This is a genomic window from Roseateles sp. (genome assembly GCF_031397715.1).
GTDB lineage: Bacteria > Pseudomonadota > Gammaproteobacteria > Burkholderiales > Burkholderiaceae_C > Paucibacter_A.
In genome coordinates, this window is the sequence record NZ_JANNMI010000002.1 from 1 (window position 1) to 14,545 (window position 14,545).

15 protein-coding genes are annotated in these 14,545 nt (G+C 62.9%); 12 read left to right on the plus strand and 3 right to left on the minus strand.

Going from position 1 to position 14,545, the window contains the following annotated elements:
* Nucleotides 1–8 precede the first annotated feature (8 nt).
* Nucleotides 9–1,940, minus strand: a complete 1,932-nt coding sequence (locus RMO57_RS00025) for an SLBB domain-containing protein (protein ID WP_310383107.1) — start codon at nucleotides 1,938–1,940, stop codon at nucleotides 9–11.
* Nucleotides 1,941–2,067: 127 nt separating this feature from the next.
* On the opposite strand from RMO57_RS00025, the gene RMO57_RS00030 reads away from it, so the two are divergent.
* Both RMO57_RS00030 and RMO57_RS00035 read left to right on the plus strand, forming a co-directional pair.
* Complete coding sequence (locus RMO57_RS00030; protein ID WP_310383108.1) at nucleotides 2,068–3,216, plus strand: glycosyltransferase; 1,149 nt, start codon at nucleotides 2,068–2,070, stop codon at nucleotides 3,214–3,216.
* A 27-nt stretch (nucleotides 3,217–3,243) separates the two neighbouring features.
* Nucleotides 3,244–4,746: a DEAD/DEAH box helicase gene (locus RMO57_RS00035; RefSeq protein ID WP_310383110.1), complete on the plus strand. Its 1,503-nt coding sequence runs from the start codon at nucleotides 3,244–3,246 to the stop codon at nucleotides 4,744–4,746.
* Nucleotides 4,747–4,778: 32 nt separating this feature from the next.
* Here RMO57_RS00035 and RMO57_RS00040 read toward each other — a convergent pair whose 3' ends face one another.
* Entirely contained in the window at nucleotides 4,779–5,546 is a 768-nt protein-coding gene (locus RMO57_RS00040; RefSeq protein ID WP_310383112.1) for an SAM-dependent methyltransferase, read from the minus strand.
* Nucleotides 5,543–6,169, minus strand: a complete 627-nt coding sequence (locus RMO57_RS00045; RefSeq protein ID WP_310383113.1) for a Maf family nucleotide pyrophosphatase — start codon at nucleotides 6,167–6,169, stop codon at nucleotides 5,543–5,545. The genes RMO57_RS00040 and RMO57_RS00045 overlap by 4 nt, the downstream gene beginning before the upstream one ends.
* Before the next feature lie 69 nt (nucleotides 6,170–6,238).
* Between RMO57_RS00045 and RMO57_RS00050 the strand changes: the two genes are divergently transcribed.
* The 10 genes from RMO57_RS00050 to RMO57_RS00095 form a co-directional block, all read left to right on the plus strand.
* A complete protein-coding gene (locus RMO57_RS00050; protein ID WP_310383115.1) occupies nucleotides 6,239–6,805 on the plus strand; it encodes a YceD family protein in 567 nt (188 codons plus the stop codon).
* Nucleotides 6,806–7,143: 338 nt separating this feature from the next.
* A complete protein-coding gene (rpmF, locus tag RMO57_RS00055; protein ID WP_310383117.1) occupies nucleotides 7,144–7,329 on the plus strand; it encodes a 50S ribosomal protein L32 in 186 nt (61 codons plus the stop codon).
* Nucleotides 7,330–7,588: 259 nt separating this feature from the next.
* Nucleotides 7,589–8,695: a phosphate acyltransferase PlsX gene (plsX, locus tag RMO57_RS00060; RefSeq protein ID WP_310383132.1), complete on the plus strand. Its 1,107-nt coding sequence runs from the start codon at nucleotides 7,589–7,591 to the stop codon at nucleotides 8,693–8,695.
* Nucleotides 8,692–9,696 (plus strand): beta-ketoacyl-ACP synthase III, encoded by a 1,005-nt coding sequence (locus RMO57_RS00065; RefSeq protein WP_310383118.1) that lies wholly within the window; start codon nucleotides 8,692–8,694, stop codon nucleotides 9,694–9,696. Before plsX ends, RMO57_RS00065 begins: the two co-directional genes overlap by 4 nt.
* Before the next feature lie 31 nt (nucleotides 9,697–9,727).
* Nucleotides 9,728–10,669: an ACP S-malonyltransferase gene (fabD, locus tag RMO57_RS00070; RefSeq protein WP_310383121.1), complete on the plus strand. Its 942-nt coding sequence runs from the start codon at nucleotides 9,728–9,730 to the stop codon at nucleotides 10,667–10,669.
* An 11-nt stretch (nucleotides 10,670–10,680) separates the two neighbouring features.
* Nucleotides 10,681–11,430 (plus strand): 3-oxoacyl-ACP reductase FabG, encoded by a 750-nt coding sequence (gene fabG, locus RMO57_RS00075; protein ID WP_310383123.1) that lies wholly within the window; start codon nucleotides 10,681–10,683, stop codon nucleotides 11,428–11,430.
* Nucleotides 11,431–11,595: 165 nt separating this feature from the next.
* On the plus strand, nucleotides 11,596–11,835 hold the full coding sequence (gene acpP, locus RMO57_RS00080; protein ID WP_263537748.1) for an acyl carrier protein: 240 nt from the start codon (nucleotides 11,596–11,598) through the stop codon (nucleotides 11,833–11,835).
* 46 nt (nucleotides 11,836–11,881) lie between these two features.
* Nucleotides 11,882–13,126: a beta-ketoacyl-ACP synthase II gene (fabF, locus tag RMO57_RS00085; protein WP_310383126.1), complete on the plus strand. Its 1,245-nt coding sequence runs from the start codon at nucleotides 11,882–11,884 to the stop codon at nucleotides 13,124–13,126.
* A gap of 95 nt (nucleotides 13,127–13,221) precedes the next feature.
* Nucleotides 13,222–13,689 (plus strand): hypothetical protein, encoded by a 468-nt coding sequence (locus tag RMO57_RS00090; protein WP_310383129.1) that lies wholly within the window; start codon nucleotides 13,222–13,224, stop codon nucleotides 13,687–13,689.
* A gap of 108 nt (nucleotides 13,690–13,797) precedes the next feature.
* A partial coding sequence (locus tag RMO57_RS00095) for a trypsin-like peptidase domain-containing protein (protein WP_310383130.1) occupies nucleotides 13,798–14,545 on the plus strand: 748 nt, incomplete at its 3' end.

Below are 14,545 nucleotides of genomic sequence, written 5' to 3' on the forward strand. Positions count from 1 at the left end.
TCAGCTCATCAATCCCTGAGCGTCTTCAGCGCCGCAGCACCCAAAGCGAACTGCGCAAGAATTTGCGTCCAGTCCTTGGCCTCTTGCATAAACGTGGTCTTGTCCATTTCTTCCGGCACAAAGACGGTGTCACCGGGCTCGGCGTTTAGGCCTTCCACACTGCCGGACGTGAACCAGCCGCCGCCGCCTTGGCGCGCACTGACGACGCTGCCATTGGCGCGCACCACAAAGGTGCTGCCGTTGTCGGCACCCTTGGTCGGGCCGCCGGCCAGCTTCATGAAGTCGCCGACCGAGTTGCCTTCCGCATAAAGATAGCTGCCGCCATTGAACACGCTGCCGAAGACACCGATGCTGGTCGGGCGGGGGGGAATTTGAATCCGGTCCCCGTTTTCGACGAGCAAGTCAGGCAGGCTGTTTGCGCTCGGGGGCAGTTGCAAAACGATGCGGCCGGTGGGTTTGACGGCACGCAGTGTTGTCAAGAGCTTTTCGCTGCCCTGTGCTTTGGCGGCTTGGGCGGCACCATCGACGCCGGTGGCGGCTTTTTGGCTGGCGCTGTTGCGCATCAGCTCGGTCTCCAGATTGCGTAATGCCCGCTCGTAGTTCTCGGTCTGCGTGACGCGCACGCTCTCGCGGCTGAAATCGGCGCCGTAAAGGTAGGCGCCCGGCGTCAAGCCACCGGCCGCCTTGATTGCATCGGCCAAGGTGCTGCTGGCGGGCAAGATGAATTCGCCCGGCCGCTGCACTTCGCCTTCCACCTTGACGCGCTTGCTCTGGCGGTGCTGGGGCAGGGCGGCGTCAACGCTGCTGAAGGCGCGCAGCACATCGCCGTCGCGCGGCTTGTCTTTGATCTGCGTCGGCAAGGCGATTTCAACAATGCGCGCTTCATTGCGCGCGTCGAGCCGCTCAAGCGTGACGCGGCTGCGATCAGCCACGGCACTGAAGCCACCGGCCATCGCGAGCACGTCGGCCAAGGTGTCCTGCGCCTTGAGCTCAAAAATGGCTGGCTTGTTGACGCTGCCGAGCAGGGCGACCTGTGGGCCCACTGGCCCGATATGGACAACGTCATCGGCCTGCAACGTTTGATCCGCAGTCTTGTTGCCGTTGATCAATAAATCATAAAAGTCGAAGCTGCTGATGGTTTTGCCGGCGCGGCGCAGCTCAATCTGGCGGAAGCTGCCGGCTGCCGAGGGGCCGCCGGCTTGCATCAGGCCGTTGACCAGGGTGGTCAGGCCGCTGACATGGTAGGCGCCGGGGCGCTGGGTGAAGCCGGTGACGTAAATGCGGATGCTGCGCAGCCGGCCCAGCGAGGCCGAGAGCTGGTAGTTGCGGAAGACTTGCCCGACGCGCTGATCGATGGCGGGAGCCAGGTCGATATAGCGCACCCCGGCCACTCGCACCGGGCCGACGCGGGGCAGGGTGATGCGGCCGCTGCGGTCAACGGTCAAGCGCAGGTCTGCTTCGACCGAGCCCCAGAGCGTGACCAGAATTTCGTCGCCGACGCTGATGATGTAGTCCTGCGGAATTTGACTGGCACTTTCTTGCACCAAGCTCTCACGGCCGGCGGGGCTCATCAACTCGGAGCCGAAGCGGCGGATTTCTCCACCTACGTAGCGCTCGAATTCGCTCGGCGCCAAAGGCGTCGGCTTGACTTCGACTCTGGCGCGCTGCAGGCTGGCTTCGGTCAATTCCGTTTGAGAGTCGGCGTTTGCCCGGGCTGCTTCCCGCAGCCGCACCGGGCCACCCATTTGGCTTGCATCTTCGGATACCGGGCCGGTGGCTGCCTGAGCCGCTGCGCTGCTGATCAGCAACGGTGCCAAGGCGAATAGTGCCGCAGCGCCGGTCAGCCTGAACAAGCCGTTTCCACCCGAGGTGCCGGCATGGGCCCGCCCGCGTGAGCCCTGCTTGCCGACTGCTGATTGCCAAATATCGCTGACCTTCATTGATTCTCGCTTGGTGTTGTTCTACAAGTGCCTACCTGCTGAAGGTACTCGACGGCGAGCCGGATTCTAGCCGGCGTTCGCCGCCGACTCGGGGAAAGCCCGCGGATCACTGGCTACACTTGTCGGCATGCTTCATCTCATCGTTCCGTTTTTTATCGCGACCGCCATCACACTTTTCGTGATCCATTCGGCGCGTACACATGGGCATTTGTCGGCAGATACCGACTTGTCCGGCCCACAAAAGTTTCATTCAACGCCGGTGCCGCGAGTCGGCGGGCTCGGCATGTATTTGGCTCTGTTGGCCCTGGCTTCATTGGTCTGGTTCAAGGGCGGGGCGGATGCTAGGCTCGGATTTCTGTTGCTTTTATGCGGATTCCCAGCGTTTGCCGCCGGCTTGATTGAGGACTTGACCAAGGCGGTGTCGCCGGCCAAGCGCTTGCTGGCCACCGCCGTTTCGGGTGCCTTGGCGTTTTGGCTGCTGGAGGCGCAAATCACCCGCACCGACATCCCCGGCCTTGACTGGATTGTGGCGACGACGCTTGGATCTCTGGTGGCGACGGTGTTCACCGTGGCCGGTGTGGCGAATTCGGTCAACATCATTGACGGCTTCAATGGGCTGTCGTCGATGTGCGTCAGCTTGATGTTGATGACCTTTGGCTTTGTCGCCTTCCAAGTTGGTGACGTTGAGCTGGCGCTTTGGGCGTTGGCAGGTGTCGGCGCGATCCTGGGGTTTTTCGTCTGGAACTTTCCGGCCGGTTTGATCTTTCTGGGTGACGGCGGCGCTTACTTTCTGGGCTTTTTCATGGCCGAGATCGGCATCTTGTTGATTGCCCGCCACCCCCAGGTTTCGCCGCTGTTCCCGCTGATGGTGTGCATTTACCCGGTGTTTGAAACGCTGTTCTCGGTCTACCGGCGCCGCTTTATCCGCGCCGCACCGTCGGGGCAGCCGGACGGCATCCACTTGCATTCGCTGATTTACCGCCGCTTGATGCGCTGGGCGGTCGGTGCGCGGGACGCGCGTGCGATGACGCGCCGCAATTCGATGACGGCGCCCTATCTGTGGATGCTGTGTGTTTCTTCGCTGGCGCCGGCGCTGCTTTTTTGGGATTCGACGCCGATGCTGCTGGTCTGCATGCTGCTGTTTGGCGTGACGTATGTGGCGCTGTACTGGCGCATTGTTCGGTTCAAAACGCCCCGGTGGATGGTGTTTCGGGGTGATGTGATGGGGGCGCAAGCCACGTCGGTTGCCGCCAAAGCCGCGGACAAACCCGAGTGAACCCGCGGCATAGCGGATAATCAAGAGATGACCGACACCCAAATCACGCAAGCTGCTTCTGAACCAACCCCGGCGCGTTTTGATACGCTGCCCCTCGACGCCAAGCTTTTGCGCGCCGTTGACGACTCAGGTTACACCCTGATGACGCCGATTCAAGCCAAGGCGATCCCGATCGTTTTGGACGGGCGCGATGTGATGGGTGCGGCGCAGACCGGCACCGGAAAAACAGCCGCGTTTTCCATCCCGCTGTTGCAACGCATGCTCAAGCATGAGAATGCCAGCGCCTCACCGGCGCGGCATCCGGTGCGGGCCTTGGTGCTGGCACCTACACGCGAGTTGGCCGACCAAGTGGCCAACAATATCAAGGCCTATGCCAAGCACACCAATCTGCGGGTGACCGTGGTGTTTGGCGGCATCGACATGAAGCCGCAGACAGCCGTTTTGAAGGGCGGCGTCGAGGTGCTGATCGCCACGCCCGGCCGCGTGCTCGATCACATCGAGGCCAAGAATTGCGTGCTGAATCAGGTCGAGTATGTGGTGCTGGATGAGGCCGACCGCATGCTGGACATCGGCTTCCTGCCCGACTTGCAGCGCATCCTGAGCTTTTTGCCCAAGGCCCGCCAGACCTTGCTGTTCTCGGCCACCTTCTCGCCCGAGATCAAGCGGCTGGCGCAGAGCTATCTGCAAGACCCCTTGCTGGTGGAGGTGGCGCGCCCGAACGCGACGGCCACCAATGTCGAGCAGGTGTTCTACAGCGTCACCGACGACGAAAAGCGCTTGGCTGTCACCCAGACCTTGCGTCAGCGCGGCATCAAGCAGGCGATTGTGTTTGTCAATTCCAAGCTGGGGGCGGCTCGCCTGGCGCGATCTTTTGAGCGCGACGGGCTGCGCACCTCGGCCCTGCATGGCGATAAATCGCAAGACGAGCGCTTGAAGGCGCTGGAGGCCTTCAAGGCCGGCGAGGTCGATATCTTGGTGGCCACCGATGTGGCGGCGCGCGGACTCGACATCGCCGACTTGCCGGCGGTGTTCAACTTCGACGTCCCCTTCAATGCCGAGGACTACATCCACCGCATTGGCCGCACCGGCCGTGCCGGCGCTTCGGGCGTGGCGGTGACCTTGGTGACGCGCTCGGACGCGCGCTTGATGGCCGACCTTGAGAAATTGCTCAAGCGCACGATCGAGCTGTCGCCGATCGATTTGGAAGACACCCGGCCGGGCGCCCGTCCCGAGCGCTCGGAGCGGCCCCAGCGTGCGCCGCGCGAGTGGGATGCTCCTCGCCCTGCTGAGGCAGCCGCTGCTGCGCCTGCGGCTGCGCCGCGGCCCGTCTACCGTGCGCCGGCGCAGCCGCGCGATGCCTTTTTTGACAAGCCCTATGAAGCCAGCGCCAGTGCCGAGTTGCCGGCCTGGGACAAGGGCGCCGGCGCTGCTTCAACGGCGCCGCGTGGTTTGTCGGCCAATATCCGGCCCAAGCGCAAGGTTGCCGCTTTGTTCGGTGCCAAGGCGCCGGCCGCCACGCTGGAGTCCTGAGCTCCGGGGCTGAGGCCCCGGACTCGATCGGTTTAACCCAGCAGCGCAAACACCGCCGGGATCTTGTCCGGCAGTGACTCGCCCGAGCTGCGCCATTGCTCCACGGTCGCGCTGCGCGTCCAGCCTTGCTCTAGGCTGAGGCCGCAGCTGATCGACAGCCGGGTATGGGATTTAAGTGTGCTCAGCAGGGCCTGCAGCAAGGCCGAGTTGCGGTAGGGCGTCTCAATCATCAATTGCGTCTGCTGCTGGCGGGCCGAGAGGGCCTCCAGTTCGCGGATGCGTGCGGCACGCACGGGCGCCTCGACCGGCAAATAGCCGACGAAGGCAAAGCTCTGCCCGTTCAGGCCGCTGGCCGACAGCGCCATCAGCAACGCACTGGGCCCGCTCAACGGAATCACCTCAATCTCGGCCTCATGTGCAGCCGCCACCAGCAGGGCGCCGGGGTCGGCGACGGCCGGCAGGCCCGCTTCAGAATTTAGGCCTATGTCATGGCCGGCCAGAGCTGGGGCAAGCAGGGCGTTCCAGGCTTGGTTCTGGCTCGCGGCGTCGGCCGTGCGGCCTTTGGGGGCGCGCGGCAGCTCGGTGATGTGGAGGCTTTGCAGCGGCTGGGCCAGTGGCACCAGCGCGTCCACGCGCTTCAGAAACGAGCGCGTCGTCTTGGCGTTTTCGGCGGCCCAATATTCGAGCCGGGCGGCGGTTTGAATGATGTGCAGGGGCAGCACTTGCTGCAGGTCCACGGCGGCACCTTCGACGCCAAAGTCCAGCGTGTTCGGAATCAGGTAGAGGCGGCCTTTCTTCATGCGGAGGCTCCGTTCTTGATGAGTGCGAGCAAGGGGTCAAGCCCGGCTTGGCGCAGCAAATGGCTGGTGCGTATCAGCGGCAGGCCGATCAGGGCAGTTGGGTCGTCCGACTCAATCGAGGCCAGCAAAGAGATGCCGAGGCCTTCGGACTTGGCGCTGCCGGCGCAGTCATAGGGCTGCTCCGCATGCAAATAGTTGTCGATTTCGATCGCGCTCAAGCTTCTGAACTGGACCCGCACCGGGGCGATGTCGACGGCGCTGAAGCCGGATTCCGCACAGACCACGGCCACCGCGGTGTGGAACACCACCGATTGGCCGCTCATCGCGCTGAGTTGCGCGACCGCGCGTTCATGCGTGCCGGGCTTGCCCAGGGCCTGGCCCAGCAGGTCGGCAACCTGGTCGGAGCCAATCACGATGGCTTGCGGAAAGCGCTGGGCTATTGCCTGCGCCTTGGCCAAGGCCAGTCGTGCTGCCATGTGCGCCGGCGCTTCGCCGGGCAATGCAGACTCGTCCAGTTCGGGCGCGCAGACCTCAAACGGCAGGCGCAGGCGCTCCAGTAGTTCGCGGCGGTAGCGCGAACTGGAGCCGAGGATCAGGGTTCGGGAGGTGTGGGTGTCATTCATTGGCCGATTTTCGCATTGACCGGCCGCAGCAGGCCTTTGGAGCATGGCCGGCGCCCCTACACTTGCGGCATGAACGAGTCTATGTTTGTCCCGGATAAATTGGATGTCGCGGCCTTTGCCCGCGATGCAGGTCAAATGAGCGGCGAAATGCCCGCGGTGAGCTTGTCGCGCCTGTCCGACATGGCCGCGCCGGAAGCGCCGACAAGCGCTTGGCCGGCGGTCAAATGGTCGGCCACCGGAGAGCGGCGCCAGCCCCGTGGCGCGCAGGCGCAGACTTGGTTGTATTTGGAGGCGTCGGCGATTACGCAACTGACTTGCCAGCGCTGCTTGCGCCCAGTGCAGGAGCATGTGGAGTTCACGCGCTGGTTTCGCTTTGTTCAAGACGAGGCGGCCGCTTCGGGCGATGACGTTGCAAGCGATGAGGACTTGCTGGTGATTTCGCGCAGCTTCAATCTGTTGGAGTTGATCGAAGACGAGTTGTTGTTGTCGCTGCCCCTGGTGCCCCGGCATGAACTGTGCCCCGAACCGCTGGCGCCGCCGCTTGATCCGGGTTTGGCCGAGGGCGAGCTGGAGTCCGGGTCGCCACATCCGTTTGCTGCCCTTGCGGCCCTGAAGAAACAGGGGCCAGCTCAGTAGCTGCTGAGCGGGCATGCTTTGCCGTAGTCAATTGACATGCTACAATCACGGGCTTTCCCCGGTTCGAGAATCAAAGCAGCGCGCCCCAGAGGTTGGCCTAAGGTAGATTGGCAGGTCGTCTATCAAGCCGGCATCATGCTGGCTATCACGGTCAATTTTGCAGGCAGCTGGCGCATGGTGCGCAGAAGCTCGTGACGCTTGAGTACGTAGCAATACATAGCAAGAACTTAGCAAAACAACGCGCGGCTCCCGGGGTGTCAGGGCCGCAAGATCAGCGATAGCTGGATCCATCCAGTCATTGGTTGCGCTCTGAATTACCGGAGCCTTAGGAGAATTTCATGGCAGTTCAGCAAAACAAAAAATCCCCATCCAAGCGCGGCATGCATAACTCGCACACCGCCCTGGTCAGCCCAGGTACCGGCATCGAGCCGACGACCGGTGAAGTGCATCTGCGTCATCACATCAGCCCGACCGGTTTCTACCGTGGCCGCAAGGTCCTGAAGACCAAGGCTGACGCCTCCTGATAGATTCTTGCTTGCGCGCAGCTCTTCGGGCTGTGTGCTGGTTTGATCTGCTTATGGCTCACGAATTCCCGGCCTGTGCCTTGTTGCAGTGCCGGGTTTTTGTGTTGTAGTGGCTGAATTTTCTGGTCTGATCGTGGCAGGCTTCAATGCCGCTTGAGTCGCCCTTATTGCCAAAGTCATTCTTTGGCCTGCTTTGATGTCAACACTCGATTCAAGTCTTTCAACCAAGTCCGTTGGTGCGACGGTAGCGCCGCTTGATGTGGTGCGCTTGGCGATTGACTGCATGGGTGGCGATCATGGCCCCTCGGTGACCCTGCCGGCGGCCAAGGCTTTTTTGGCCCGCCATCCGAACGCCGAATTACTCTTGGTCGGTTTGCCTGCTGCCTTGCAGGAGGCCGCCGCGTGGCCGCGTTGCACCATCGTCGCCGCCACCGAAGTGGTGCAAATGGACGACACGGTGGAGGTGGCCCTGCGGCGCAAGAAGGACTCGTCGATGCGCGTGGCCATCCATCAGCTGAAGTCTGTGGACGGCGCCGCGCCGCGGGCCGATGCCTGCGTGTCGGCCGGCAACACCGGCGCACTGATGGCGGTGTCGCGCTATCTGCTGAAGACGCTTGACGGCATTGACCGGCCGGCGATTGCCTCGGTGATGCCGACCCAAACCGGCGGCTACACCACCATGTTGGACCTGGGTGCCAACGTCGACTGCACGGCCGAGCACCTGCTGCAATTTGCCTTGATGGGCAGTGCGCTGGTGTCGGCGGTGGACGGCAAGGACGAGCCCAAGGTCGGCCTGCTGAATATTGGCGAAGAAGTCATCAAGGGCAGCGAAACCATCAAGCGTGCCGGCGAGTTGCTGCGCCAGGCGGGGGCGGCGGGCCAACTGAACTTCATCGGCAATGTCGAAGGCAAGGACATTTTTACCGGCGAGGTGGACCTGGTGGTCTGTGACGGTTTCGTCGGCAATGTCGCGCTGAAGACCGCCGAAGGCCTGGCGACGATGATCATCACCATCATTCGCGAGGAATTCGGGCGCAATTGGTTGACGAAGGCCGCTGCTGTGCTGGCCATGCCGGTGCTGAAACGCTTCAAGGCGCGGGTTGACCACCGGCGCTTCAACGGTGCGGCCCTGCTGGGCCTGCGCGGGTTGGTCTTCAAGAGCCATGGGGCGGCCGATCAGCTGGCCTTCGAGACGGCGCTGAACCGGGCGTATGATGCCGCCCGCAACCGGTTGCTCGACCGGGTACACAACCGCATCATCGCCGCCTTGCAAGCCCAGCCCGCCAATGCCGAGGGCGCGGCCGCCGAGGCGGCTGTTGCAGAAGTTTCAGTGGATAAGGCGACTCCGGTCGTTCAAGCTGCATGACATCAAGTTCCCAGACCGCCTTGGCCCCCCGCTACGCCCGTATTCTTGGCACCGGCAGCTATCTGCCGCCGAATCGCCTGAGCAATGCCGATCTGGTCGCGCAGCTGGCCAGGGACGGCATTGTGACCTCGGATGAATGGATTGTGGAGCGCACCGGCATCCGGGCGCGCCACTTTGCCGACGCCGGTGTGACGGCCAGCGAGTTGGCCTTGCCGGCCGTGCAAGCGGCGCTGGCCGCGGCAGGCGTGGCGGCCAGCGAGATTGATCTGATCATCGTCGCGACCTCGACGCCCGATATGGTCTTCCCGTCCACCGCCTGCCTGCTGCAAGCCAAGCTGGGCGTGGCGGGAGCGGCCGCGTTTGATGTGCAAGCCGTTTGCTCGGGGTTTGTCTACGCGCTGACGGTCGCCGATTCGATGATTCGTACCGGCGCGGCGTCCAAGGCCTTGGTCGTCGGCGCTGAAGTGTTCTCGCGCATTCTTGATTTCAAGGACCGCACCACCTGCGTGCTGTTCGGCGACGGCGCCGGCGCCGTGGTGCTGGGGGCCAGTGATGTGCCGGGCATCTTGGCTTGCGAATTGCACGCCGATGGCCGCCATGCCGGCATCCTGTGCGTGCCGGGCACGGTCGCTGGCGGTCAAGTTGTTGGTGATCCCTTGCTGAAGATGGACGGCCAGGCGGTGTTCAAGTTGGCGGACGGGGTGCTGGAGAAGGCCGCACGCGGCGTGCTTGAAAAAGCCGGCCGGGTGGAGGCCGATATCGATTGGTTGATCCCTCACCAGGCCAATATCCGCATCATGCACAGCACGACCAAGAAGCTGAAGCTGCCGCTGGACAAGCTGATCGTGACCGTTGACCAGCATGGCAATACATCGGCGGCGTCGATCCCGTTGGCGCTGGATGTGGCGGTGCGCGCGGGCAAGATCAAGGCCGGCGATACGGTCATGCTTGAAGGTGTGGGCGGCGGCTTCACCTGGGGCGCTGTGCTGCTGGATTTCTAGACATTTGATCTGCCCTCAACTGCACAAGACTATGACCGCAAAGTTCGCATTTGTTTTTCCCGGCCAAGGCTCGCAAGCCGTCGGCATGCTGGATGCCTGGGGCGATCACCCCGAGGTCACCCGTACCCTGGCCGAGGCCTCGGCGGCACTGAGTCAGGATATTGGCGCGCTGATCCATACCGGCCCCAAGGACCAGCTCGACCTGACCACCAACACCCAGCCGGTGATGCTGACCGCCGCGATCGCCTGCTACCGCGCCTGGATCGCCGAAACCGGCCTGCAGCCGGCCATTGCCGCCGGTCATTCGTTGGGGGAGTACAGCGCCCTGGTGGCGGCCGGTGCTTTGAGCCTGAGCGATGCCTTGCCGCTGGTGCGGTTTCGCGCGCAGGCGATGCAAGAGGCGGTGCCGGTCGGGGTCGGGGCGATGGCCGCGATTCTGGGCCTGGAGGCTCAGGCGGTGCGCGATGGTTGCGCGCAAGCGGCCTTGGTGACCGGCGAGGCGGTAGCAGCGGCCAACTTCAATGACCCCAAGCAGACCGTGATTGCCGGCACCAAGGCCGGCGTCGACAAGGCCTGCGAGCTGCTGAAAGCGGCCGGTGCCAAGCGCGCCTTGCTCTTGGCCGTGTCGGCGCCATTCCACTCCAGCCTGATGCGTCCGGCCGCCGAGGCCCTGAAGCTCAAGCTGGCCACGATCAGCTTCGCGCCGCTGCTGTTTCCCGTGATCAATAACGTCGACGTCGCCGTGGTTGCCGATGCCGAGGGCCTGCGTGATGCGCTGTACCGGCAGGCTTTCGGGCCGGTGCGCTGGGTCGAGGTGATGCAGGCGCTGAAGGCTCAGGGCCTGAGCCACATCATCGAATGCGGCCCCGGCAAGGTCTTGACCGGCATGGCCAAGCGTATCGACAGCGACATCATCAGCGCCGCCGTGCTGGACGCGGCCTCCTTGGCCGAAGCTCGCGCCTTGCTGGGCTGAAAGATAAGAACATGACAGACGCACGCGCAGAAAAACCCCAAATTGCCCTGGTCACCGGCGCCAGCCGCGGCATCGGTCGCTCGATTGCCTTGACCTTGGCCGAACAAGGTTTTGTGGTGATAGGCACGGCCACCAGCGAGGCCGGCGCCGCCGCCATCGGTACGGCATTGGCGCCCCTAGGTGGCCATGGCTTGATGCTGGACGTCAATGACGCGCTAGCCGTCGAGGCGGCGATTGACGGCATCGTCAAGACGCATGGCGGCTTGCAGGTGCTGGTCAATAACGCCGGAATTACGCGGGACACCTTGTCCATGCGGATGAAGGACGATGACTGGGACGCGGTGCTGGACACCAACCTGAAGGCGGTCTTCCGGATGAGTCGCGCGGTCATGCGCACCATGATGAAACAGCGTTATGGCCGCATCATCAACATCACCTCGGTGGTGGGCGCGTCGGGCAATGCGGGCCAGGCCAACTACGCCGCCGCCAAGGCCGGTGTGGCCGGCATGACGCGTGCGCTCGCGCGAGAGCTCGGCAGCCGCGGCATCACCGTCAACTGCGTGGCGCCAGGTTTCATTGCCACCGACATGACCGAAGGCCTGCCCGAGGCGCAAAAAGCGGCCTTGTTGGCGCAGATTCCAGTCGGGCGTCTGGGTGACCCCCGGGAAATTGCCGAGGCGGTCGCCTTCTTGGCGTCGCGCAAGGCAGCCTACATTACGGGTACCGAGCTGCACGTCAACGGTGGCATGTACATGAATTGATTTGAACTGTGGCTTGAATTGTGGTGAAGGCATCCCGCTTTCGCCCACCGGATTTGCCCGGCCGGTGAGGGTACTCCAGCGTGAAGTAAAGCCTAATTTAGGCGAGTCACACTAGAGGCCTTAGAATCCCGGGCTGTTTCCAATAAACCCCCTCCTGGAGGAGTCATGAGCGATATCGAAGCACGTGTCAAGAAAATCATCGCCGAGCAACTCGGCGTGCCTGAAGCCGATGTGACCAATGAGAAGGCTTTCGTGGCTGATCTGGGCGCAGATTCCCTCGACACGGTGGAATTGGTGATGGCACTCGAAGACGAGTTCGGCATCGAAATCCCCGATGAAGAAGCCGAGAAGATCACCAGCGTTCAGCTGGCGATCGACTACGCCGTCAAGCACCAAAAGGCCTGAGCAAGCGCAAAGCTTGTTTGGCAAAACTAACTGAATCCCTAATCGCATGAGCCGTCGTCGCGTTGTCATTACCGGACTTGGTCTGATCAGCCCCGTGGGTAACACGGTGGCTGAGGCCTGGACCAATATCTTGGCCGGCAAGTCCGGTATTGACCGCATCACGCGCTTCGATGCCTCGGGCTTTTCCTGCCATATTGCGGGCGAAGTCAAAGGCTTTGACGTCACGGCTTACATCCCGGCCAAAGATGCACGCTCGATGGACACCTTCATCCACTATGGATTGGCGGCGTCCATTCAGGCGGTGCAGGATGCCGGCTTGCCGACCGGGGATCAGTTGACCGAAGAACAGGCCGAGCGCATCGGCGTGCTGGTGGGTTCGGGCATCGGCGGTTTGCCGATGATCGAGGCCACTCACGGCGAGCTGATGGCGCGCGGCCCGCGGCGGGTATCACCGTTTTTTGTGCCGGCCTCGATCATCAACATGATCTCCGGCCATGTCTCGATCAAATACGGCTTTACCGGCCCGAACCTGGCGATCGTGACCGCCTGCACAACCGGTTTGCACGCCATTGGCGAAGCAGGCCGGATGATCGAATACGGTGATGTCGACGTGATGGTTGCCGGCGGCTCCGAAGCCACCATATCTCCGTTGGGTCTTGGGGGCTTTGCCTCAGCGCGTGCCTTGTCGACGCGCAACGACGACCCGACCACCGCTTCCCGCCCTTGGGACAAGGACCGCGACGGCTTTGTACTGGGCGAGGGAGCCGGCGTGCTGGTGCTTGAAGAATACGAGCATGCCAAAAAGCGTGGCGCCAAGATTTACGCCGAGCTAGCTGGCTTCGGCATGGGCTCGGACGCGTATCACATGACCGCGCCCAGCGTGGACGGCCCCAAGCGCTCGATGCGCGCGGCGTTGCGCAATGCCGGCCTCAACACCGACCAGATTCAGTACATGAACGCCCACGGCACCTCGACGCCGCTGGGTGACTTGAACGAAACCAATGCCATCAAACTGGCCTTTGGTGCGGATGCCAGCAATCTGGTGATCAGCTCGACCAAGTCAATGACCGGGCATTTGCTCGGCGGTGCCGGGGGCATTGAGTCGGTTTTTACTGTCTTGGCAGTGCAGAACCAAGTCGCTCCGCCCACCATCAATATCTTCAATCAAGACCCGCTCTGCGATCTTGACTACTGCGCCAATGAGGCGCGGGCCATGAAGATCGACTACGCGGCCAAGAACAACTTCGGTTTCGGTGGTACCAACGGCACCTTGATCTTCAAGCGCATCTAAGGCCTTTGTTGGCGCTCGGGCCGACTGGAGCCCGAGTTTTTCAGCGGCGTTTCCGGATCCGATCGCCCGCAAAGCAATGGCGAGGATGACTTGGCTTGAAGCGCTCAGCAGCTCCCTTTCGGCTCGACATCGTCCCGCTGCCCAGGCTGCAGGCAGCCATTGCCGGCGCCGGCGCTTTGGCGATGCTCGCGGTGGCGTTGGCCTTGAGTGCTCATGTCCCATCTGGCTGGCCAATGCTTGGCTTGGTGCCCTTGGCTGCTGTCGCGGCCTGGCGGCTAGGCCGCCCCAGGGACCGCTGCCTGCGCTGGGATGGCCAGGGCTGGCATCTTCATCAATGGCCGGAGCAGGGCGCCAAGTCGATGGGCGTATCCCATGCGGCCTTGGATGCGCTGGCGCCGGTGCAGTTAGCGCTGGTGTTTGACCTTGGCGATTGGGTTTTGCTGCGTGCCAGCCGGCCGAACGCGCGCCTGCCGATCTATTTGCCCCTGACGCGCGCCACTCAAGCGAGCAGTTGGGGTGCCATGCGCGCGGTGCTCTATGGTGGGCGCAAAAAGCCCGACTAAATCCTGACTAACTTTATGTTGCACATGACTTTCGCTATGCTGTGTCTGCGCTGCCATCATGGCGGCGCATTCATCATCAAATCAACAGTTAGCACTTAGAGTCAGACCATGCAATTCCAGTTTGCTTTTCGTCCTCCATTTATGCGCTTTCCACGGCTGGTTTTCTCGGCGGCCGTGCTGTCCCTTGGTTTGAGCCTGTTGCCGGGGCAGAGCCATGCGCAGGCCCGCGACTTGCCGGACTTTACCGAGCTGGCTGAAAGAGTCGGGCCGGCCGTGGTGAATATTCGCACCACTGAACGCGCGCGCGGCGCTTCAAGCGGCGCGAACGGCGGTCCCGAGATCGATGAGCAGATGCAGGAGTTCCTGCGTCGATTTGGTATACCCATGCCCGGCCAGCGGCGCGCACCACCGCGCGGTGACCGTGGCAATGAGGGCAACTCCGACGACGACCTGGCGCCGCAGCGGCGCGGGGTCGGTTCCGGCTTTGTGCTCAGCGCCGACGGCTATGTGATGACCAATGCCCATGTGGTGAACGGTGCCGATGAGGTGTGGGTGACGCTGACCGACAAACGGGAGTTCAAAGCCAAGGTGGTCGGTGCGGATCGCCGCTCCGACGTCGCGGTGCTGAAGATCGAAGCGGGCGGGCTGCCGTCGGTCAAGATTGGTGATGTGGGCCGGCTCAAGGTGGGCGAATGGGTGATGGCGATCGGCTCGCCATTTGGTTTCGACAACACCGTGACGGCCGGCATTGTCAGTGCCAAGGCGCGCGACACCGGCGACTTTTTGCCGCTGATACAGACCGATGTGGCCATCAACCCAGGCAACTCGGGTGGCCCGCTGCTGAATATGCGCGGCG